The organism is Rhizobium sp. 862_C5_N1_2 (genome assembly GCF_051811205.1).
GTDB lineage: Bacteria > Pseudomonadota > Alphaproteobacteria > Rhizobiales > Rhizobiaceae > Rhizobium > Rhizobium leguminosarum.
This window is the reverse complement of record NZ_JBPWPT010000001.1, coordinates 2,002,587-2,021,092: the sequence shown is the minus strand read 5'-3', so window position 1 is coordinate 2,021,092 and position 18,506 is coordinate 2,002,587. Positions and strand designations below refer to the sequence as shown.

The window sequence follows — 18,506 nt, the reverse complement described above, 5'->3', positions numbered from 1 at the left end:
CGCCAGCAGAGGAAGTCAGCATGTCCGTGACCATCGCCCTGGAGCCGCCGCGCCAAGAGGGCGTCATTCGCCTTCTCGATCTTTCCGATGCCTATGCGCAATCGCTCTATCCGGCGGAAAGCAACCATCTGGTCGACCTCTCCGTGCTGGAGAAAGCTTCGGTGAGCTTCCTCGTCGCGCGCAGCGACGATGCGATCGTCGGCTGCTGCGCGCTGGTCGAGGCCGGTGACGGCACGGCGGAGATCAAGCGCATGTTCGTCGATCCCGAGGCAAGGGGGCTGAGGATCGCCAGCAGCCTGATGAATGCGCTCGAAGCAATCGCAGAGAAAGAGGGGCTGACGGCGATCCGGCTCGAAACCGGCATCTACCAACCCGAGGCGATCGCGCTCTATCGCAAATACGGATATCGGGAAATCGAGCCTTTCGGCGCCTACCTGCCGGACCCGCTCAGCCTGTTCATGGAAAAGCGGCTGGGGTAGCCCCGTCTGCGAAGGTATGTTCAGCCTTCGGCGACTCGCGGTACCGGCGGTGGGGCCGGTTCGTCGATGATGATCTGCGGCCCCGTTTCGCTCTTGTCGGCGCTGCGGGCCTCGTGGATCCATTCACGCCAGATGGCGACGATCAGCGCCATCAGCACCGGGCCGATGAAGAGGCCGAGGAAACCCATCGTTTTGACACCGCCGACGAGGCCGAAGAAGGTCGGCAGGAAGGGCAGCTTGATCGGACCGCCGACGAGTTTCGGCCGCAGGGTCTTGTCGACGATGAACAATTCAACCGTACCCCAGACGAAGAGACCGATGCCGGCGACATGCGAGCCGCTCGCCAGCAGATAGATGGAGACCAGCGTGAAGGAGAGCGGCGCACCGCCCGGTATCAGCGCCATCACGCCCGTCAGAACGCCGAGCGTCACCGGCGAGGGCACGCCGGCAATCCAGTAGGCAAGGCCGAGCACAATGCCTTCGCCGATCGCGATCAACGTCATGCCCATGACGGTGGAGCTGATCGTCGCCGGCACGACGCGGGAAATGCGCTCCCAGCGGTTCGGCAGGATACGCTCGCCCAGCATGTCGATCTGCTTGGAGAAGGAGAAACCGTCGCGATAGACGAAGAATAGCGCGATCAGCATGAAGAGCAGCGTCAGCAGCAGGTGGAAGGCGCCGCCGCCGGCCGCAAGCACGGCACGATAGATGTTGCCGATATTGGCGCCGCTGACTGCCTGGATGACTTCGCCCAAGGCGCCGGGACTGCCGATATATTTTGTCCAGACTTCATCGAGGTAGGCGCCGGCCCAAGGCAGCGCGACGATCCAGTCGGGTGTCGGGGCGCCGGCGCGGTTGGCGTGGATTGCCCAGGTGACCCAGGTGCGTACTTCGCCGGTCGTATAGGTCACAGCAAGCCCGATCGGGATGACCAGGAAAGTGATGATCATGATGATGGCGATGGTCGCGGCGATCGTCGTATTGCCGCCGACGCGGGCAAGAAGCTTGCGGTAGAGCGGCCAGCTGGCAAAGCCGATGACGAGGGCTGCGAGCACCGGCACGAGGAAGCCGTAGAAGAAATAGACGCCGGCAGCGACGACCAGGACCAGCAGCCAGCGCGCCGCCGAAATGGAGGGAATCAGCGGCGTGCGCGTCTGCGCCGATGATCCGAGCCATCGCGGCTCATGATTGCTTTTCTGACGGTCGAACACACCCACGCGCGCCTCTTCTTTTTCTTGTACTCTGGTTATGGGCCATCAACCCGGCGGTTTCAAGGTCCGCACCATGAAAGCGTATACAAAGCGTCGCTATTCGAGGCTCAGACCCGGGCGTCTTACTGCTGCGGGCGGCGCAGAATCTTGAAGGCGTAGAATTGCGTCTTCTGGCTGGTCGAGAAATTGTTGTCGGAGCCGAGAATGAGGACGTCGGTGCCGTCCTTGGCCTTCCCCAGCGACATGGCCTCGATATTGTCGGGAACAAGGCCGATCGCCCTCAAATCAAGGACCTGGCTCTTCCGGGCGGGAACGACACGCTGGTCGTTTTTGGCGAGGGACGCGATGGCGGATACATCGGTGGCATCAGTCAGATCCATCATCATGATCTTGATGCTGTTGCCGAAGCCCTGGGCATAACTCCGCTCGACGGCGAGCAGGCGGTGATCGTCGAGGGCAAGCATCTCCGACATGCCGTTGTCGTTGCCGCCGTCGGCCTTGGTGGCGGCCTGCGGGATCGGCGAGACCGGATAGACGTACTCGGCCTTCGGCTCGCCGGTAGCGCCGTCGTAGCGGACGATGCGCGACAGGCTGCCTGACGTCAGCGAAGGGTTCGGGCCGTCCTGATAGAGGGCGGCTTCGACACCGACGAAAACATCGCCGGAGGGCGCGACGGCGAGATCTTCGAAGGCGAGGTTGTCGCGGATACCGGTCGACTTGTCCGCGGTCGGCGCAAAGCCCTCCGGCAGCTTGAATTCGCGGACGAAGGAGCCGTCCGGCGAAGCGACACGGACGAAGGGCGCAAGCAGCGCCTTGCCGTCGCCTTCACTGCCCCAATAGATGCCGTCCTTGCCGAGGCGGATCGATTCCGGATCGACGGTCCTGGCGGCGAAGGGTGCGCCGTTCTTGTCCTTCAGGGTGACCTGCTTGACGACGGAAACACCCTTGAGGCCGGACGCGTCGACATCGACGTCGAGTTCATAGAAGCGGGCTGGGCCTCTTTCCGAGCGGTCGTCGCTGATGGCGAGATAGTGACCGGTGGCGGCATCGAAATCGAGGCCGGAAATGCCGCCGAATTCGACGCCGTTTTCCATGTGGCCCGTGGGGATGACGAATTCACCGAGATAGGAGAGCGAAATGCCGGCGGCGCAATCACCGAAGGGGCAGGCGGTCTCGAAGGTGGCGCCGATATCGGTGGCGCTGACGGTGCTGGACAGGAGAACAAAAGCGGCAGCCGCGAGAAAACGCTTGGTCATGACAAATATCCGGCAAGGGGTTTGAAAACGGTTCGAATCGGCGCTGCCGCTCCCTCAAGGGGAAAGCGCGCCGACCGCTTCATGCGCCGGTTGTTTGACGGAGTTGTTACGGTTCTTCGTCAGTTCCGTGAAATCGTCGATGCTAAAATGCGTGGCGACGCATTAAATATCGAGGTTCTCGGCGAAGGCCGCGCGATCTTGGATGAAGCGGAAGCGGGCTTCCGGTTTGGTGCCCATCAGATCGTCGACAGCGCTGCGGGTGCCTTCGAAATCCACCTCATCGATCAGCACCTTGAGCAGGGTGCGCTTGGACGGATCCATGGTGGTTTCCTTGAGCTGGGCGGGCATCATCTCGCCGAGACCTTTGAAACGGCTGATCTCGACCTTGGCCTTGCCCTTGAACTCCGTCTGCATCAGCTCGGCGCGATGATTGTCGTCGCGGGCATAGGCAGATTTCGACCCTTGGGTGATCTTGTAAAGCGGCGGCACGGCGAGGAAGAGATGGCCGCCACGCACCAGCTCCGGCATCTCCTGATAGAAGAAGGTGATGAGCAGCGAGGCGATATGGGCGCCGTCGACGTCCGCATCGGTCATGACGATGATGCGCTCGTAGCGCAGATCTTCGTCGCGGTATTTCGAGCGCGTGCCACAGCCGAGCGCCTGGATGAGATCGGCGAGCTGCTGGTTGGCGCCGAGTTTTTCGCGGCCGGCGCTGGCAACGTTGAGGATCTTGCCGCGCAGCGGCAGAATGGCCTGGTTGGCGCGGTTGCGCGCCTGCTTGGCCGAACCACCTGCCGAATCGCCTTCGACGATGAAGAGTTCGGCGCCTTCCGCGGTGTTCTGCGAACAATCGGCAAGTTTGCCGGGCAGGCGCAGTTTGCGCACCGCCGTCTTGCGGTTGACTTCCTTTTCCTTGCGGCGGCGCAGGCGCTCCTCGGCGCGCTCGATCACCCAGTCGAGCAGCTTCGCCGACTCGTTCGGATTGTCCGCAAGGTAATGGTCGAAGGGATCGCGCAACGCGTTCTCGACGATGCGCTGGGCCTCGACGGTCGCAAGCTTGTCCTTGGTCTGGCCGACGAATTCCGGCTCGCGGATGAAGACAGACAGCATGCCGACGGCCGAGATCATCACGTCGTCGGTGGTGATCTGAGCGGCACGCTTGTTCTGCGTCAGTTCGGCATAGGCTTTCAGGCCCTTGGTCAGCGCGATGCGGAGCCCCGCCTCATGTGTGCCGCCTTCGGGGGTCGGGATGGTGTTGCAATAGGAATGTACCTGCGGATCGCCGCCATACCAGGTGATCGCCCATTCCATCGAGCCATGGCCGCTGGTCTTCTCAGTCTTGCCGGCAAAGATCTCGCGGGTGACGGTGAACTCCTTGCCCATCGTCGCCTGGAGATAGTCCTTCAGGCCGCCGGGGAAGTGGAAGACGGCCTTGTCAGGGACCTCGGAGCCTTCGGGCAGCACGCCCGCCTCGCAGCTCCAGCGGATTTCGACGCCGCCGAAGAGATAGGCTTTCGAGCGCGCCATGCGGAAGACGCGGGCGGCATCGAACTTCATGTGCTCCCCAAAGATCTGGGGGTCTGGATGGAAGCGCACCCGGGTGCCGCGGCGATTGTGGACGTCGCCCAACTCTTCGAGCCCGCCCTGCGGCAGGCCGCGGGAGAAGCGCTGGCGGTAGAGCTTGCGGTTTCGCGCTACCTCGACCTCGAGGTCGTCGGAGAGCGCGTTGACGACCGAAACGCCGACGCCGTGCAGGCCGCCCGAGGTCTCGTAGGCCTTGCCGTCGAATTTGCCGCCGGCATGCAGCTTGGTCATGATGACTTCGAGCGTCGACTTGCCCGGCACCTGCGGATGGTTCTCGACCGGGATGCCGCGGCCGTTGTCGGAGACGGTGAGATAACCCTCGAGGTCGAGATAAACCTCGATGAAATTGGCGTGCCCGGCGACCGCCTCATCCATCGCATTGTCGATGACTTCGGCAAACAGATGGTGCAGCGCCTTTTCATCGGTGCCGCCGATATACATGCCCGGGCGCATGCGCACCGGCTCGAGGCCTTCGAGGACGCGGATCGACGAGGCGCCGTAGTCATCGGAGTTCGACGCGGCGGGCGCCGGGCGCGCGGAGGCTCCGGCAGGAGGTGCTGCTGCGGCGGCGGGCGCAGCCGTCACCGGCGGCCGCTCGGCCGGAGCGGCAGGCTTCTGCGCCTCCTCGCGTTTTTCAGAGAGGGGCATTCCGGAAAAGAGGTCGTTGCTATCGTCCATGGAGCCGTTCAGATCTTCATCCTGTCTTGGGCGGGCATCCGCCGCCGACCCAAAATCACCGCATTTCATGCCACGTTTGCGAATCAGACAGATTTTGCCAGAAAGCACCTCTATACGCGACACCGCCAGTTTTGGCGGGCTTTTCCCAAATGATTTGCGTTGCCGGGCGCGGAATGGCAAGCGGCGGCAGGCTTCAGGAACCATCCAAATGCGAATGTCCACAAGTCATTGCACCATCATCACCGCAATTGCGGCGTTTTTCTTGTCTGCGGCCATGCTATCCGCTGGTGGCCCGGCACAGGCAGCCGATGTGCTGGCGCCTTTCAAGGACGATCTGTTTTCGAAGCAGACCGTGCTGCAGACAGGCGATGATGGCGCCTTCGAGGCCATCGACTATGACGAGATGCGTGATATCAACGGCCGCGACCAGATCCCGCAAAAGCGGGTGCAGCAGAAATATGTGGCGCTCGGCATCCGCAAGGCCCAGGCGGACGAGACGCTGTCTCTCGACGGCATCAAGCTCGATGTCACCAGGGTGGGACCGGCTCAGAGTGCCGCTTTCACGGTGATTTTCATCCATGGGCGCGACGGTGACCGGCGGCTCGGCGCCAACGATTACAGCTTCGGCGGCAATTTCAACCGGCTGAAGAACCTCGTCGCCGGCAATGGCGGCGTTTATTATTCGCCGACCGTGAGGAGCTTCGACAGCAGCGGCGTCGCGGCGATCGCCGGCCTGATCCGCTATGCCAACGCGCAATCGCCCGGCCGACCGATCATCCTTTCCTGCGCCTCGATGGGCAGCCAAGTCTGCTGGGGCATTGCGCGCGACAGCGACAGTGTCAAGCGGCTGAAGGGCATGCTGATCATGAGCGGAGTCACCGATCCGGATTTCATCAAGAGCGCCTTCTATAGGGCGAAGCTGCCGCTCTGGTTCGCCCATGGCAGCCGCGACCCGGTCTATGCCGCCTCCGAACAACAGGCGCTGTTCGAAAGCCTGCACAAGGCAAAATATCCGGCGCGTTTCACGCTGTTTCAGACCGGAAATCACGGGACGCCGATCCGGATGATCGACTGGCGTGGGGTGTTGAACTGGATTCTTGCCGGCTAGCGTATCGGTCGGAAAATCGGAGACTATTTTTGGAAAGCACGATGCAGGAATTCAGAATGCTACCTTTGCGTGTCTTAAAAGACGCGCGGCGCTGTAGCAGTCGATATTCGGCAGAAATATGCTCCAGATCGCAGAGATTCCCCTTACGTCAAGGGCATGATGCTTTTCTTTGCTGCAGGCTTTTGATATTGCCCAAGGCATAAGCAGATTGTGGAAGGCCAGCATGACACCTGACGTGCGCCCGCTTGTGGCGGGAAACTGGAAAATGAATGGCATGCGTGCCTCCCTGGATCAGATCAAAGCGATCGCCGAGGGTGTTCGCCCGCCGCTGGCCGACAAGGTCCAAGCGCTGATCTGCCCGCCGGCGACTCTTCTCTACGTGGCGACGGCGCTTTGCACCGACAGCCCGCTGGCGATCGGCGCTCAGGACTGCCATCAGAACCCGTCTGGTGCACATACCGGCGACATCTCGGCCGAGATGATTGCCGATTGTTTCGGCACCTATGTCATCGTCGGTCACTCCGAGCGGCGCACCGACCATGCCGAAACCGACCATCTGGTTCGCGCCAAGGCGGAGGCGGCCTTCGCCGCAGAGCTGACGGCGATCATCTGCATCGGCGAGACGGCGGATGAACGCCGGACAGGCCAGGCGCTCGACGTCATCAAACGCCAGCTTTCCGCCTCCATTCCCGATGGCGCGACGGCCGAAAATACCGTCATCGCCTACGAACCGATCTGGGCGATCGGCACCGGTGTGACGCCGACATCAGGTGATGTCGAAAAGGCGCATGCCTTCATGCGGGCAGAACTTGTAGCCCGCTTCGGCGATGAGGGCCGCAAGATGCGTCTTCTCTACGGCGGCTCGGTCAAGCCGGCCAATGCCCATGAGCTGATGGGCATCGCCAATGTCGACGGCGCGCTGATCGGCGGAGCGAGCTTGAAAGCGGCCGACTTCCTCGCCATCTACCGGGCCTATGAGGCGCTGCTCGCCTGAGGCATTGTTTATTCCTGGGTTTATTCGTTTATCCCAGGGCATATTCCGGCCCGAAGGGCTTGGAATAGATGAAAGCCTCATGTAAAGAGCCGCCAGAATTCTTATTTATGTCCGTCTCCAGGCGGGCAGGACTGGACCCATGCAGACAGTATTGATTGTCATCCATCTTATGATCGTGCTCGCCCTTGTTGGCGTCGTGCTCATCCAGCGCTCTGAAGGCGGCGGCCTCGGTATTGGCGGCGGTTCGGGCTTCATGTCGGCCCGCGGCACGGCCAATGCGCTGACGCGCACCACCGCGATCCTTGCGACTCTGTTCTTCCTGACCTCGCTCGGCCTCGGCATATTGACGCGTTACGAGGGCCGTCCGAGCGATATTCTCGACCGCATTCCGGCAACAGGCGGCCAGGGCAACGGCATTCTCGATTCGCTCGGCGGCGCGCAGGCTCCGGCAAATCAGCCGGCCGGCAACGGCGTTCCGAGCAGCGGGGCAGCGGCGCCCGCACCGCAGGCTCCCGCCACTCAACCTCCGGCAACTGCGGCTCCGGCAACTCAGGCCCCTGCGGCCACCGCACCTGCTACGACTGCCCCGGCGACGACGGCTCCGGCAACGCCCGCAACTCCGGCCGCGCCGGCACCGGCCCAGCCTTCCGGCGTCCCGACGGGACAGTAAGCCGGTCTTCGACATAAACCGCCGGCAGGCCCTAGGGTCTGCCGGTTTTCTTTTGTTCAGATTCCCACGCCACGCTCCGAAAGTTCCGGAAAAGAATTTTTGGGCTGGTGGAATCGTTTTTGAAAAGGTATCCGGTGAATCCCATGGCGCGATACGTATTCATCACTGGCGGCGTGGTTTCCTCTCTCGGAAAAGGAATTGCGGCCGCGGCTCTCGGAGCGTTGCTGCAGGCCCGTGGATATCGGGTTCGGCTTCGCAAGCTCGACCCCTATCTGAACGTGGACCCGGGCACGATGAGCCCGACCCAGCACGGCGAGGTCTTCGTCACCGACGACGGCGCGGAAACCGATCTCGATCTCGGTCACTATGAACGCTTCACGGGGCGTTCGGCGACCAAGACCGACAACATCACCACTGGTCGCATCTACAAGAACATCATCGACAAGGAACGGCGCGGCGACTATCTCGGCGCGACGGTGCAGGTCATTCCGCACGTCACCAACGAGATCAAGGATTTCGTTGTCGAGGGCAATGACGACTACGATTTCGTCATTTGCGAGATCGGCGGCACGGTCGGCGACATCGAGGCGATGCCGTTCATGGAGGCGATCCGCCAGCTCGGCAACGACCTGCCGCGCGGCACCGCCGTCTACGTCCACCTGACGCTGATGCCCTATATTCCGGCGGCCGGCGAGCTCAAGACCAAGCCGACGCAGCATTCGGTCAAGGAACTGCAGGCACTCGGCATTCATCCCGATATCCTGCTGGTGCGCGCCGACCGCGAAATTCCGGAAGCCGAACGCCGCAAGCTCTCGCTGTTCTGCAACGTTCGCCCGTCCGCCGTTATCCAGGCGCTCGACGTCGCCAACATCTACGATGTGCCGATAGCCTACCACAAGGAAGGTCTGGACGACGAAGTCCTTGCCGCCTTCGGCATCGAGCCGGCGCCGAAGCCACGGCTCGACCAGTGGGAAGAGGTCTGCAATCGCATCCGCACGCCGGAGGGCGAGGTGACGATCGCGATCGTCGGCAAATATACCGGCCTCAAGGACGCCTATAAGTCGCTGATCGAGGCTCTGCATCACGGCGGCATCGCCAATCGCGTCAAGGTCAACCTCGAATGGATCGAATCCGAGGTCTTCGAAAAGGAAGACCCGGCGCCCTATCTCGAAAAAGTGCATGGCATCCTCGTGCCCGGCGGCTTCGGTGAACGCGGTTCGGAAGGCAAGATCCACGCTGCCCGCTTTGCTCGCGAGCGCAAGGTGCCGTATTTCGGCATCTGCTTCGGCATGCAGATGGCGGTCATCGAGGCGGCGCGCAATCTCGCCGACGTGGCTGGTGCCTCCTCGACAGAATTCGGCGCGACGAAAGAACCCGTGGTCGGCCTGATGACCGAATGGGTCAAGGGCAACGAATTGCAGAAGCGCACGGCAGCCGGGGATCTCGGCGGCACGATGCGCCTCGGCGCCTACAAGGCGGCGCTGAAGAAGGGCACGAAGATCTCGGATATCTACGGTTCCACCGATATTTCCGAGCGTCACCGCCACCGCTACGAGGTCAATGTCGACTACAAGGATCGGCTCGAAAACTGCGGTCTCGTCTTCTCCGGCATGTCGCCGGACGGCGTGCTGCCGGAGACGATCGAATATCCCGACCATCCCTGGTTCATCGGCGTGCAGTACCACCCGGAACTGAAGAGCCGGCCTCTCGATCCGCATCCGCTGTTTGCGAGCTTCATCGAAGCGGCGACGGAACAGAGCCGTCTCGTCTGACGAATGCCACCACCAGATCGCGCGCTTTCAAGCGCGATCTGGATCACATCCGTGCTCGCGCTATCTTGCCGGCATGACCACTCCACGCAGCACGACCGTCTCACGCTTCATCGCAGTATCGCGCGAGCGCATCTACCGTGCCTTCCTCGACGCAGATGCCGTCGCCACCTGGCTTCCGCCCGGTTCGATGAAGGGCATCGTTCATGCCTTCGAGGGCAGGGAAGGCGGCGCCTTCAGCATGTCGCTCGTCTATCCCGATGACGAGACATCGCAGCCGGGCAAGACCTCCGACAAGACCGACAAGTTCGAAGGCCGCTTTGCCAAGCTCGTGCCTGACGAAAACATCGTCTGGGCTACGGTCTTCGATTCCGAGGATGAAGGTTTTTCCGGCGAGATGACGGTCAGCACGACACTGGCGTCTGCGGACGGCGGCACCGATGTGACGATGGTCTGCGACAACATCCCCTCCGGCATTCGCCTCGAAGACAATGAGGAAGGTTGCCGTTTGACGCTCGACAACCTCGCCGCCTTCGTCGGCGGTTAATGATCGGCGGCAGAAAGATGCTCTGCCGCCGAATTCAACTTTCAGGCAGCGGCCGGTAGTGGCCCGATATAGACCGAACGTGGGCGGATCAGCCGGCCGTTGAGCGCCTGTTCACGCGCGTGCGCCAGCCATCCGACGGTGCGGCCGATCGCGAAGACACCGGTGAAGGCCTCACGGGGAAAGCCGAGCGTTTCGAGCAGCAGCGCGGTATAAAATTCGACATTGACCTCAAGCGGCCGGTTCGGCTTGCGCGCTTTCAGGATCGCCAATGCAGCGACCTCCACGGCTTCCGCCAGCGCGCCGCGGGCGCTGTTTACCTGTCCGGTTGATATCAGCGGCTTCAGCGCGCCCTTCAGCGCATCGGCGCGCGGATCGCGGACGCGATAGATGCGGTGGCCGAAGCCCATCAGCCTTTCGCCGCGATCAAGCGCTTCGCCGAGCCACGGGTAAGCATTCTCCGCCGTTCCGATCGCATCCAGCATGTCGAGCACGGGACCGGGCGCACCGCCATGCAGCGGCCCCTTCAGGGCGCTCAGCGCCGCCAGCACGGAAGAGGTGAGGCCAGCCTGAGTCGAGGCGATGACGCGCGACGCGAAGGTCGAGGCATTGAGGCCATGGTCAGATATCGTCACGAGATAGGCATCGAGTGCCGCCGTCTGCTCCCTGGTCGGCAATTTTCCGGTCAGCATGCGCAGGATATCGGCGGCCTGCGGCAGCGAGGCGTCTGGTGCGATCGGCTGTTCACCGCGTTGCAGGCGCAAAACCGCCGGCAGAAAGACGGCAGGCGCCGCCAGAAGGTTGAGCGCGGTATCGAAATCTTCGCCGTCAGGCAGCCGGGCGATCAGCGCCCGCATCGCATCGACCGGAGGCAGGGTGAGCAAAGAGGCATCGGCGGCCTTGATGTGGTCGAACACCCCAGTTCGCGCCTGCGCCAGCCAGTCGCGCAATTCCACTTCATTGAAGCTTCGCTCCATCAACCCGTCCAGGAACAGGGCTGCGACGCCTTCATAGGTGCCGTCTGCGACCAGATGATCCAGCGCTACGCCGCGGATGATCAGTCGTCCCGCTTCGCCATCGACATCCGAGAGCTGCGTTTCGGCGGCAATGACGTCTTCCAAGCCATTTTTCATGTTGTTTTCTCCTTTACGATCGGGATGATCCAACCTAGTCTCATTGACGTCAATCTTGACGTAATTGATCAATGTGAGGCTCCAATGTCGTGGCTGACTGCCGAGGAGGCGTTGCGGGCGCTGAAGACCAAGCCGCAGACGCTCTACGCCAATGTCAGTCGCGGGCGCATCCGTGCCAAGCCCGATCCCACCGACCCGCGCCGCAGCCTCTACCAGGCTTCCGACGTACAGCGGCTTGCCGAACGCCATGCCGGCCGCCGCAAGACCGAAACGGTCGCCGCCGAGGCGATCCGCTGGGGCGATCCGGTTCTCTCCTCGGCAATTTCCACCATCATCGGCGGACGGCTTTTCTATCGCGGAAAGGATGCCGCCGATTTCGCTGAAGTCGCGACGCTGGAGCAGACGGCGGCACTGCTCTGGAACGGCGCGGAAACACTTTCCTCCGGCAGCGGGACCGGACATGCCTCTCCGTCGCTTCAGGTTGCTTTCCTGGCACTGGCAGGGCGGGTAACGTCGGACCTGCCATCGCTCGGCCGCTCGCAGGCAGCACTTCGCCGCGAAGCAAGTGGCGTTCTCCGCACCGTCGCCGATGCGCTGGCGCCAGGACCTTCCGACCGGCCGCTGCATTTGCGGCTTGCGGCAAGCTGGCAGAGGCCGGACGCTGCCGATTGCCTGCGTCGCGCGCTGGTGCTGCTTGCCGATCACGAACTCAACGCCTCGACCTTTGCGGCGCGGGTCACGGCATCGGCGGGTGCAGCCCTTTCGGCCGTCGTGCTGTCCGGTCTGGCGACGCTGACAGGGCCGTTGCATGGCGCCGCGTGGCAGGGCGTCGACGCCTTGATCGAGAACGCTTCCGCCCTCGGGGCGGAGCAGGCGATCCGCCGCACGCTCGCCCAAGGCAATCGCCTGTCGGCCTTCGGTCATCCGCTCTATCCCGACGGCGATGTCAGGGCTCTGGCGCTGCTTTCGCACTTTGACTTGCCGCCGCAATTTGCCGAGATCCGGGAAACCGGCGAAGAGATGGTCGGCGAGAAGGTCAACGTCGATTTCGCGCTTGCCGCAATGGCCGCCGCCTTCGACCTCCCGAGGGAGGCGCCGATCATCATCTTCTCGCTTGCCCGTTCCGCCGGTTGGCTTGCACATGCGATGGAGCAGATCGACAGCGGTGAATTGATCCGGCCGCGGGCGCGTTATGCCGGACCCGTGCTTGAAACGGATAGTAGAACGTAAGAATTCCGCCGGCGATTGCGCCGGTTTACTTTTTTTGCCTAGGGAAATATTTGAATTCGTCTATCATCCCTCACATGGAAGAAGACGGTTGGCGGGCGCTTTCGAAAAGAGCTGTTCCGCATGGTCAAGGGGACTTTCCATGAATACGACGCTTCGCAGCCTGCTTGCCGCCGCACTCGTTCTCGGCCTCATTCCGCATGGGGCGGCCTTTGCGCAGTCTGCCGGCTGCACTGTATCGCGTGATGCCGGCGCCCGCCAGGTGCTCAGTTGTCCAGGCGGCGTCACGGTAACGGCGGAGGCCGACGCCGCCTACAGCCTCGTCGACCGCAACCGCGACGGCAGCCCTGATTCGGCATCGCTGCGGCGCAAGGCCATTCTCGTCGATGTCGACAGCAACCAGCACGCCGGTGGTTTTCAGGTCGTGACGCCGCAGGCGATCGCTGCCGTGCGCGGTACGCAATGGGCTGTCGATGTCGCTGGCGGCAAGACCTCGGTGCTGGTCGTCAGAGGCAGTGTCGCGGTCCGCCGGCCGGCCGGCGAGGCAGTGGTGTTGTCGCCGGGCGAGGGCGTCGACGTTACCGGCGGAACAGAACCCCTCGTCGTGCGCCGCTGGCCGGCGCCACGCGCCGCCGCCCTTCTTGCCCGCCTCGGCCAATAAATCCCATGAACCATCGTCTGCTGACCGTGATCGCGCTGCTGCTCGCCGGTCTTTGGGCGACTGCGCTCGGCTATACCCATCTCAATGCCGGAAACGGCCTTCTCGACCGGATAGAGGCCTCGCTTGCCGATATCCGCAGCGCCATCGTCGGCGCGAAAACACCGCCGCCCGTCGTCTCGATCGTTGCGATAGATGACCGCACCGCTAGGGCGCACGGTTATCCGCTCGATCGGGCGACACTTGCGCGCCTCGCCGAGGCGATCACCGCGTTGAAGCCGAAGGCTTTGGCGATCGACATTCTGCTCGTCGATCCGGGGCCGGAGGCGGGTGATGCGGCGCTGACTGCTGCCCTTCGCCAGGGGCCGAGCGTGATTGCGGCTGCTGCCACTTTCGCGCAAAGCAGCCAGCGGGTCACGGATGCGGCAGGCGATCCGCTGGCCGCCATCCCTGAGGCAAACCAGCTGCTCTTGCCGCTTCCGCGCTTTGCCGAGGCAGCGGCGGTCGGCATCGTCAATGTCGCAACCGACCAGACCGGCACGCCGCGCTTCATTCCGCTGATCTCGCGTTCCGCAGACCGGCTGGATCCGGCTTTTCCGCTGCGTGTCGCGTCGGTGGCGCTCGGCGTCGACCCCACCATCGAACCCGATGCCATCATGCTCGGAAAGCTGCGTATTCCCACCGATATCGGCCAGCGCCTGCCGGTGACTTTTTATGGCGGGCATGGCAGCATCGCCACCTTCAGCGCCGCCGATGCGCTGGATGGCAAGCTTTCGGCGGATGCGATCACTGATCGCATCGTCGTTATCGGTTCGACGGTGACTGGCGGCGGCGACGTCTTTCCGACGCCGTTCGATCCCGTCATGCCGGGCGTCGAGGTGATGTCGACCGCGATCACCCATCTCGTCACCGGCGACGGCATGGTGCGCGACCGTAGGATAAGGCTGATCGATGCCGGCGTTGCCGTCGGTCTGACGCTCGTGCTCGTTTCGCTGATTGCCTGGCGCCGCAGTGCGGCAGGCTACATCATCATCGTGCTGACGCTGATTGTCTGGGCGATGATCAATCTGTCGGCTTTTGCGCATGGCTACTGGTTGAGTGCGGCGCTGCCGATCGCCGCAGCGCTGCCGCCGGCGCTGATCTACGGGGCGGCCGAGCTCTGGCTCGACCGCGGCCGCGCCCGCCATTTCGCCGAGCAGAGCGCGCTCCTGCAGCGCATCGAGGCGCCCGGCCTCGGCGAGTGGCTGGCGCGCGATCCGAATTTCCTTGCTGCGCCGGTGCGCCAGAACGCCGCCGTCATCTTCATTGATCTCTCGGGTTTCACCGGCCTCAGCGAAAATGTCGGGCCAGTGGCGGTCAGCGAGATGCTGAGCGGCTTCTTCGAACTGGTCGACGAGGAGGCGCGCGCCCATGGCGGCGCCATCACCAGCTTCATGGGCGACGGGGCGATGATCCTGTTCGGCCTACCGGAGCCGGCCGATGACGATGCCGCCCGCGCCGCTGCCTGCGCGGTCAGCCTGTGCGAGCGCACACGGGCCTGGCTTCAAGCGCATGCGGGCTTTGCCCCGAAGAAGATCGGCTTCAAGGTCGGCGCCCATTGCGGCCCGATCGTCGCCTCGCGATTAGGCACCGGCGACCGGCAACAGATCACGGCGGCGGGAGACACCATCAATGTCGGCAGCCGGCTGATGGAGGTGGCCGCCCGCCATGGTGTCGAACTGGCGCTGAGCGCCGAAATCGTCCGCGCTGCCGGCTCCGATAGTGTGCTCACGCAGTCCGGCCGCATGGAGGGACCGTTGGAAACGGCGCTGCGCGGCCGGGCAAGCCGCATCGACGTCTGGCTGTGGCGTAGCCGTACGCTTTGACAATCGCCGCGGGAGCGGCTAGGAACGGCGCAAATACCCCGCCGGCTGGCTCCGGCCATGGCGCAGCAACGCGCCTGACAGCTCCGAAAGATCGAATCCATGACAGAATTTAACGGCGTCGTCCCGGCGATCGCCAAGGCGTTGCAGAAGCGCGGTTACGCCGAACTCACCCCGGTGCAGAAGGCGATGCTCGATCCGGCGCTTGCCGCTTCCGACGCGCTGGTCTCGGCCCAGACAGGTTCCGGCAAGACCGTCGCCTTCGGCTTGGCGCTGGCGCCGACGCTGCTCGAAGGCAGGGAGCGCTTCGGCAATGCCGGCGCGCCGCTCGCCATCGTTATCGCCCCGACGCGCGAACTTGCCCTGCAGGTCAAGCGTGAGCTCGAATGGCTCTTTGAGATGACTGGCGCGGTGATCGTCAGCTGCGTCGGCGGCATGGACATCCGCAGCGAGCGCCGCTCGCTCGAACGCGGCGCCCATATCGTCGTTGGCACGCCCGGCCGGCTCTGCGACCATATCCGCCGCAGGGCGCTCGACATGTCGGAACTGAAGGCTGCCGTGCTCGACGAGGCCGACGAGATGCTCGATCTCGGCTTCCGCGAGGATCTCGAATTCATCCTGGATGCGGCACCGGACGAACGCCGGACTCTGATGTTTTCAGCAACGGTGCCGGCGGCGATCGCCAAGCTTGCCAAGAGCTACCAGCGCGATGCCGTGCGCATCAGCACCGCGGCCGAGGAAAAGCAGCATATCGATATTGAATATCGCGCGCTCATGGTTGCCCCGAGCGACCGCGAGAATGCGATCATCAACGTGCTGCGCTATTACGAGGCGACCAACGCCATCGTCTTTTGCTCAACGCGCGCTGCCGTCAATCATCTGACCGCGCGGTTCAACAACCGCAATTTCGCCGTGGTGGCGCTGTCCGGCGAGCTGACGCAGAACGAACGCAGCCATGCGCTGCAGGCGATGCGCGACGGGCGCGCCCGGGTCTGCATCGCGACCGACGTCGCCGCCCGCGGCATCGACCTGCCGGGCCTCGATCTCGTCATCCACGCCGACCTGCCGACCAACCCGGAAACGCTGCTACACCGCAGCGGCCGTACCGGCCGGGCCGGACGCAAGGGCATCAGCGCCATGATCGTGCCGCTGAACGCACGGCGCAAGGCAGAGCGCCTGCTCGAGAATGCCGGTATTTCGGCTGCCTGGGCGCGACCGCCCTCGGCCGAGGAGGTGAGCGAACGCGACGACGAGCGGCTGCTCGCCGACCCGATCTTCAACGAAACGCCGCAGGAAGAAGAGCAGGGGCTGGTACAGCAGCTTCTTGCCAGCCACGGCGCCGAAAAGCTTGCCGCCGCCTTCCTGCGTCTTTACCGCACCAATCATTCGGCGCCGGAAGATCTCATCGAAGTTACCGTGCAGGACGAACGCAGCCGCAAGCGCCGCGACAATGCCGAGCCCTACGAGCCGGCGCAGAAGGGACCGCGCGAGGATTTCGGCGCTAGCGTCTGGTTCTCCGTCTCGGTCGGGCGCAAGCAGAATGCCGAGCCGCGCTGGCTCATCCCGATGCTCTGCCGCAACGGCAATGTGACGAAGCGCGAGATCGGCGCGATCAAGATGCAGCCTGAGGAGACCTTCGTGGAGATCGCTGCGGCGAGCGCCGAAAGCTTCCAGGCGGCGATCGGACCGAACAAGGCGCTCGAACGCGGCATCCGCGTGACCAGGCTTCCCGGCACGCCGGATTTTAGCCGGGCGCCGTCGCCGAAGCCTTATGCCGGCAGGCCATCCCGCGACGAGCGGCCGGACGATACGTTCCGCGGCGAGCGGCCGAAGAACAAGTTCGGCAAGGGTCCGGGCGGCGGATACGCCGCAGCCGACAATGCAGGCCAGGAGAGACAGGATAGCAAGCCCTGGAGCAAGAAGCCGGGCAAACCCGGCTTCGATGGCCCGAAGTCAGACAAGCCGAAATTCGACAAGCCGAAATTCGAAGGCGCCAAATATGACGGCAAAGGCGGCGCCGGGCCGAAGGGCAAGTTTTCGAAGAAGAGGCCCGGCTGATTTTGTCGCTGCAGCACCGCGCTGTAATGCTTTGAATTAATGCATAATTTGTCCTTAAAATCGTTTCCTATTTGAGGAATTATGCAGCAACCCTTCGCCGGTCTTGGCGGAGGGTTTTGGGTCGTATCCCTCAGCGAGGCAAGGATGATGGCGGAAACGGCAATCCTCAGCGTTCCGGTTTTCAGTACGCTCTGCAATGAGGCCTTCCGGCTGCGACGCGCAGTTTTCGTATATGAGCAGAAGGTTCCCGAAGCCGAGGAATTCGATGCCGACGATCTCAGCGCCCATCATCTCGTCGCTGTCACGGCGGGCGAGGTTTCCGGCACGCTGAGAGCCATTTACGCCGAGGAACATGTGAAGATCGGCCGGGTTGCGGTTGCTGGCCGATGGCGCGGCCGCGGCATTGCGGCTGATATGATCGGGCGTGCAATGGAACTGCATCGCGGCGCACGCGACAACCGCTTCTATCTCACAGCGCAGGCGGACAAGCTGCCGCTCTACGAGCGTTTTGGCTTCGTTGCCTATGGCACTGAATTCCTCGACGGTGGCATGCCGCATCTTGCCATGAAGAACTATTGAGCTTCGGTGGCGGCAGGAGCAGACGACGATGAAACGCCCGGGCATGCAGCAACCCGATCCGGTCGCCTTTATCAAAGCTAATCTGCCGATCTCACCCGTTCCGTCCATTCCCGAGATCCGGCTTCATACGGCAGGCCCCGCAAGCGGGCTCTGGCGGCTTGCTGGCCGCAGAGAAGCCGATCCGGCACCTTATTGGGCCTATCCCTGGGCCGGCGGCGCCGTGCTTGCCCGCTATCTGCTCGACCGGCCGGAAATAGTCGTGGGTCGCCGTGTCCTCGATCTCGGCGCCGGCTCGGGGCTCGTCGCCATCGCGGCGGCGAAGGCCGGAGCCGCCACGGTGACGGCGGTCGACATCGATGCCAATGCCATTGCCGCGATCGGCCTCAACGCGGCGATCAACGGCGTGGATATCATAGCCCGGGCCGCCGATATCATCGAGGATCCACCACCGGAGATAGACCTCCTCGTGGTCGGCGACCTGTTCTACGATCCCACGCTCGCCTTGCGGGTGATGGCCTTCCTGCGGCGTTGCGAGGCGAGCGGCATCGAGGTGCTGATCGGCGATCCCGAACGGGCCCACCTGCCGCGGGGCGAACTCCGCCGAATCGCCACCCATATAGTTGCGGATTTCGGTGGGGGCACCGGCGGTGCCGCGCCGGCGGGCGTTTTTGCGCTCTTCGGCAACGGCTGAAAGGC

Annotated in this window: 17 protein-coding genes; 12 read left to right on the top strand and 5 right to left on the bottom strand. The window is 63.5% G+C overall.

Annotation, left to right across the window (positions count from 1 at the left end; genetic code table 11):
- Nucleotides 1-20 precede the first annotated feature (20 nt).
- Nucleotides 21-479 (top strand): GNAT family N-acetyltransferase, encoded by a 459-nt coding sequence (locus tag ACD590_RS10240; RefSeq protein ID WP_439002515.1) that lies wholly within the window; start codon nucleotides 21-23, stop codon nucleotides 477-479.
- A 20-nt stretch (nucleotides 480-499) separates the two neighbouring features.
- Here the strand turns inward: ACD590_RS10240 and ACD590_RS10235 are convergent, their stop codons facing one another.
- The 3 genes from ACD590_RS10235 to parE all read right to left on the bottom strand — a co-directional run bounded on the left by ACD590_RS10235 (nucleotide 500) and on the right by parE (nucleotide 5,208).
- Nucleotides 500-1,696, bottom strand: coding sequence for an AI-2E family transporter (locus ACD590_RS10235; RefSeq protein ID WP_018242106.1), 1,197 nt, complete (start codon nucleotides 1,694-1,696; stop codon nucleotides 500-502).
- A 116-nt stretch (nucleotides 1,697-1,812) separates the two neighbouring features.
- Nucleotides 1,813-2,946: an esterase-like activity of phytase family protein gene (locus tag ACD590_RS10230; protein ID WP_439002514.1), complete on the bottom strand. Its 1,134-nt coding sequence runs from the start codon at nucleotides 2,944-2,946 to the stop codon at nucleotides 1,813-1,815.
- 162 nt (nucleotides 2,947-3,108) lie between these two features.
- Entirely contained in the window at nucleotides 3,109-5,208 is a 2,100-nt protein-coding gene (gene parE / locus ACD590_RS10225; protein ID WP_130652437.1) for a DNA topoisomerase IV subunit B, read from the bottom strand.
- 208 nt (nucleotides 5,209-5,416) lie between these two features.
- On the opposite strand from parE, the gene ACD590_RS10220 reads away from it, so the two are divergent.
- A complete protein-coding gene (locus ACD590_RS10220) occupies nucleotides 5,417-6,316 on the top strand; it encodes an alpha/beta hydrolase (RefSeq protein WP_130652436.1) in 900 nt (299 codons plus the stop codon).
- A gap of 51 nt (nucleotides 6,317-6,367) precedes the next feature.
- Here ACD590_RS10220 and ACD590_RS10215 read toward each other — a convergent pair whose 3' ends face one another.
- A complete protein-coding gene (locus tag ACD590_RS10215) occupies nucleotides 6,368-6,592 on the bottom strand; it encodes a hypothetical protein (protein WP_163925544.1) in 225 nt (74 codons plus the stop codon).
- Between ACD590_RS10215 and tpiA the strand changes: the two genes are divergently transcribed.
- From tpiA to ACD590_RS10195, 4 genes are all read left to right on the top strand, one after another.
- On the top strand, nucleotides 6,540-7,310 hold the full coding sequence (gene tpiA / locus ACD590_RS10210) for a triose-phosphate isomerase (RefSeq protein ID WP_439020859.1): 771 nt from the start codon (nucleotides 6,540-6,542) through the stop codon (nucleotides 7,308-7,310). The genes ACD590_RS10215 and tpiA overlap by 53 nt on opposite strands.
- Before the next feature lie 139 nt (nucleotides 7,311-7,449).
- Nucleotides 7,450-7,980: a preprotein translocase subunit SecG gene (gene secG, locus ACD590_RS10205; RefSeq protein WP_439002513.1), complete on the top strand. Its 531-nt coding sequence runs from the start codon at nucleotides 7,450-7,452 to the stop codon at nucleotides 7,978-7,980.
- Nucleotides 7,981-8,123: 143 nt separating this feature from the next.
- Entirely contained in the window at nucleotides 8,124-9,752 is a 1,629-nt protein-coding gene (locus tag ACD590_RS10200; protein WP_018445280.1) for a CTP synthase, read from the top strand.
- A 73-nt stretch (nucleotides 9,753-9,825) separates the two neighbouring features.
- Nucleotides 9,826-10,296 (top strand): SRPBCC family protein, encoded by a 471-nt coding sequence (locus ACD590_RS10195; RefSeq protein WP_018242099.1) that lies wholly within the window; start codon nucleotides 9,826-9,828, stop codon nucleotides 10,294-10,296.
- A 41-nt stretch (nucleotides 10,297-10,337) separates the two neighbouring features.
- On the opposite strand, the gene ACD590_RS10190 is transcribed toward ACD590_RS10195, so the two are convergent.
- On the bottom strand, nucleotides 10,338-11,426 hold the full coding sequence (locus ACD590_RS10190) for a citrate synthase/methylcitrate synthase (protein WP_439002512.1): 1,089 nt from the start codon (nucleotides 11,424-11,426) through the stop codon (nucleotides 10,338-10,340).
- An 84-nt stretch (nucleotides 11,427-11,510) separates the two neighbouring features.
- On the opposite strand from ACD590_RS10190, the gene ACD590_RS10185 reads away from it, so the two are divergent.
- From ACD590_RS10185 to ACD590_RS10160, 6 genes are all read left to right on the top strand, one after another.
- Complete coding sequence (locus ACD590_RS10185) at nucleotides 11,511-12,656, top strand: citrate synthase (RefSeq protein ID WP_130652433.1); 1,146 nt, start codon at nucleotides 11,511-11,513, stop codon at nucleotides 12,654-12,656.
- A 139-nt stretch (nucleotides 12,657-12,795) separates the two neighbouring features.
- On the top strand, nucleotides 12,796-13,314 hold the full coding sequence (locus ACD590_RS10180) for a FecR domain-containing protein (RefSeq protein WP_130652432.1): 519 nt from the start codon (nucleotides 12,796-12,798) through the stop codon (nucleotides 13,312-13,314).
- Between the two features lie 5 nt (nucleotides 13,315-13,319).
- Nucleotides 13,320-15,176: a CHASE2 domain-containing protein gene (locus ACD590_RS10175; RefSeq protein WP_130652431.1), complete on the top strand. Its 1,857-nt coding sequence runs from the start codon at nucleotides 13,320-13,322 to the stop codon at nucleotides 15,174-15,176.
- A gap of 99 nt (nucleotides 15,177-15,275) precedes the next feature.
- The gene (locus ACD590_RS10170; RefSeq protein ID WP_130652430.1) at nucleotides 15,276-17,231 is read left to right on the top strand and encodes a DEAD/DEAH box helicase; all 1,956 of its coding nucleotides are present in this window, start codon (nucleotides 15,276-15,278) and stop codon (nucleotides 17,229-17,231) included.
- 144 nt (nucleotides 17,232-17,375) lie between these two features.
- Complete coding sequence (locus ACD590_RS10165; protein ID WP_439003526.1) at nucleotides 17,376-17,810, top strand: GNAT family N-acetyltransferase; 435 nt, start codon at nucleotides 17,376-17,378, stop codon at nucleotides 17,808-17,810.
- A 28-nt stretch (nucleotides 17,811-17,838) separates the two neighbouring features.
- Nucleotides 17,839-18,501 (top strand): class I SAM-dependent methyltransferase, encoded by a 663-nt coding sequence (locus ACD590_RS10160; RefSeq protein WP_439002511.1) that lies wholly within the window; start codon nucleotides 17,839-17,841, stop codon nucleotides 18,499-18,501.
- Nucleotides 18,502-18,506: the final 5 nt, after the last annotated feature.

Excerpts from the sequence above, each read along its gene's own strand:
- ACD590_RS10240 (WP_439002515.1), top strand. The coding sequence starts at position 21 with ATGTCCGTGACCATCGCCCTGGAGCCGCCGCGCCAAGAGGGCGTCATT.
- ACD590_RS10230 (WP_439002514.1), bottom strand. The coding sequence starts at position 2,946 with ATGACCAAGCGTTTTCTCGCGGCTGCCGCTTTTGTTCTCCTGTCCAGC.
- parE (WP_130652437.1), bottom strand. The coding sequence starts at position 5,208 with ATGGACGATAGCAACGACCTCTTTTCCGGAATGCCCCTCTCTGAAAAA.
- ACD590_RS10220 (WP_130652436.1), top strand. The coding sequence starts at position 5,417 with ATGCGAATGTCCACAAGTCATTGCACCATCATCACCGCAATTGCGGCG.
- tpiA (WP_439020859.1), top strand. The coding sequence starts at position 6,540 with ATGACACCTGACGTGCGCCCGCTTGTGGCGGGAAACTGGAAAATGAAT.
- ACD590_RS10215 (WP_163925544.1), bottom strand. The coding sequence starts at position 6,592 with ATGCCATTCATTTTCCAGTTTCCCGCCACAAGCGGGCGCACGTCAGGT.
- secG (WP_439002513.1), top strand. The coding sequence starts at position 7,450 with ATGCAGACAGTATTGATTGTCATCCATCTTATGATCGTGCTCGCCCTT.
- ACD590_RS10200 (WP_018445280.1), top strand. The coding sequence starts at position 8,124 with ATGGCGCGATACGTATTCATCACTGGCGGCGTGGTTTCCTCTCTCGGA.
- ACD590_RS10195 (WP_018242099.1), top strand. The coding sequence starts at position 9,826 with ATGACCACTCCACGCAGCACGACCGTCTCACGCTTCATCGCAGTATCG.
- ACD590_RS10190 (WP_439002512.1), bottom strand. The coding sequence starts at position 11,426 with ATGAAAAATGGCTTGGAAGACGTCATTGCCGCCGAAACGCAGCTCTCG.
- ACD590_RS10185 (WP_130652433.1), top strand. The coding sequence starts at position 11,511 with ATGTCGTGGCTGACTGCCGAGGAGGCGTTGCGGGCGCTGAAGACCAAG.
- ACD590_RS10180 (WP_130652432.1), top strand. The coding sequence starts at position 12,796 with ATGAATACGACGCTTCGCAGCCTGCTTGCCGCCGCACTCGTTCTCGGC.
- ACD590_RS10175 (WP_130652431.1), top strand. The coding sequence starts at position 13,320 with ATGAACCATCGTCTGCTGACCGTGATCGCGCTGCTGCTCGCCGGTCTT.
- ACD590_RS10170 (WP_130652430.1), top strand. The coding sequence starts at position 15,276 with ATGACAGAATTTAACGGCGTCGTCCCGGCGATCGCCAAGGCGTTGCAG.
- ACD590_RS10165 (WP_439003526.1), top strand. The coding sequence starts at position 17,376 with ATGATGGCGGAAACGGCAATCCTCAGCGTTCCGGTTTTCAGTACGCTC.
- ACD590_RS10160 (WP_439002511.1), top strand. The coding sequence starts at position 17,839 with ATGAAACGCCCGGGCATGCAGCAACCCGATCCGGTCGCCTTTATCAAA.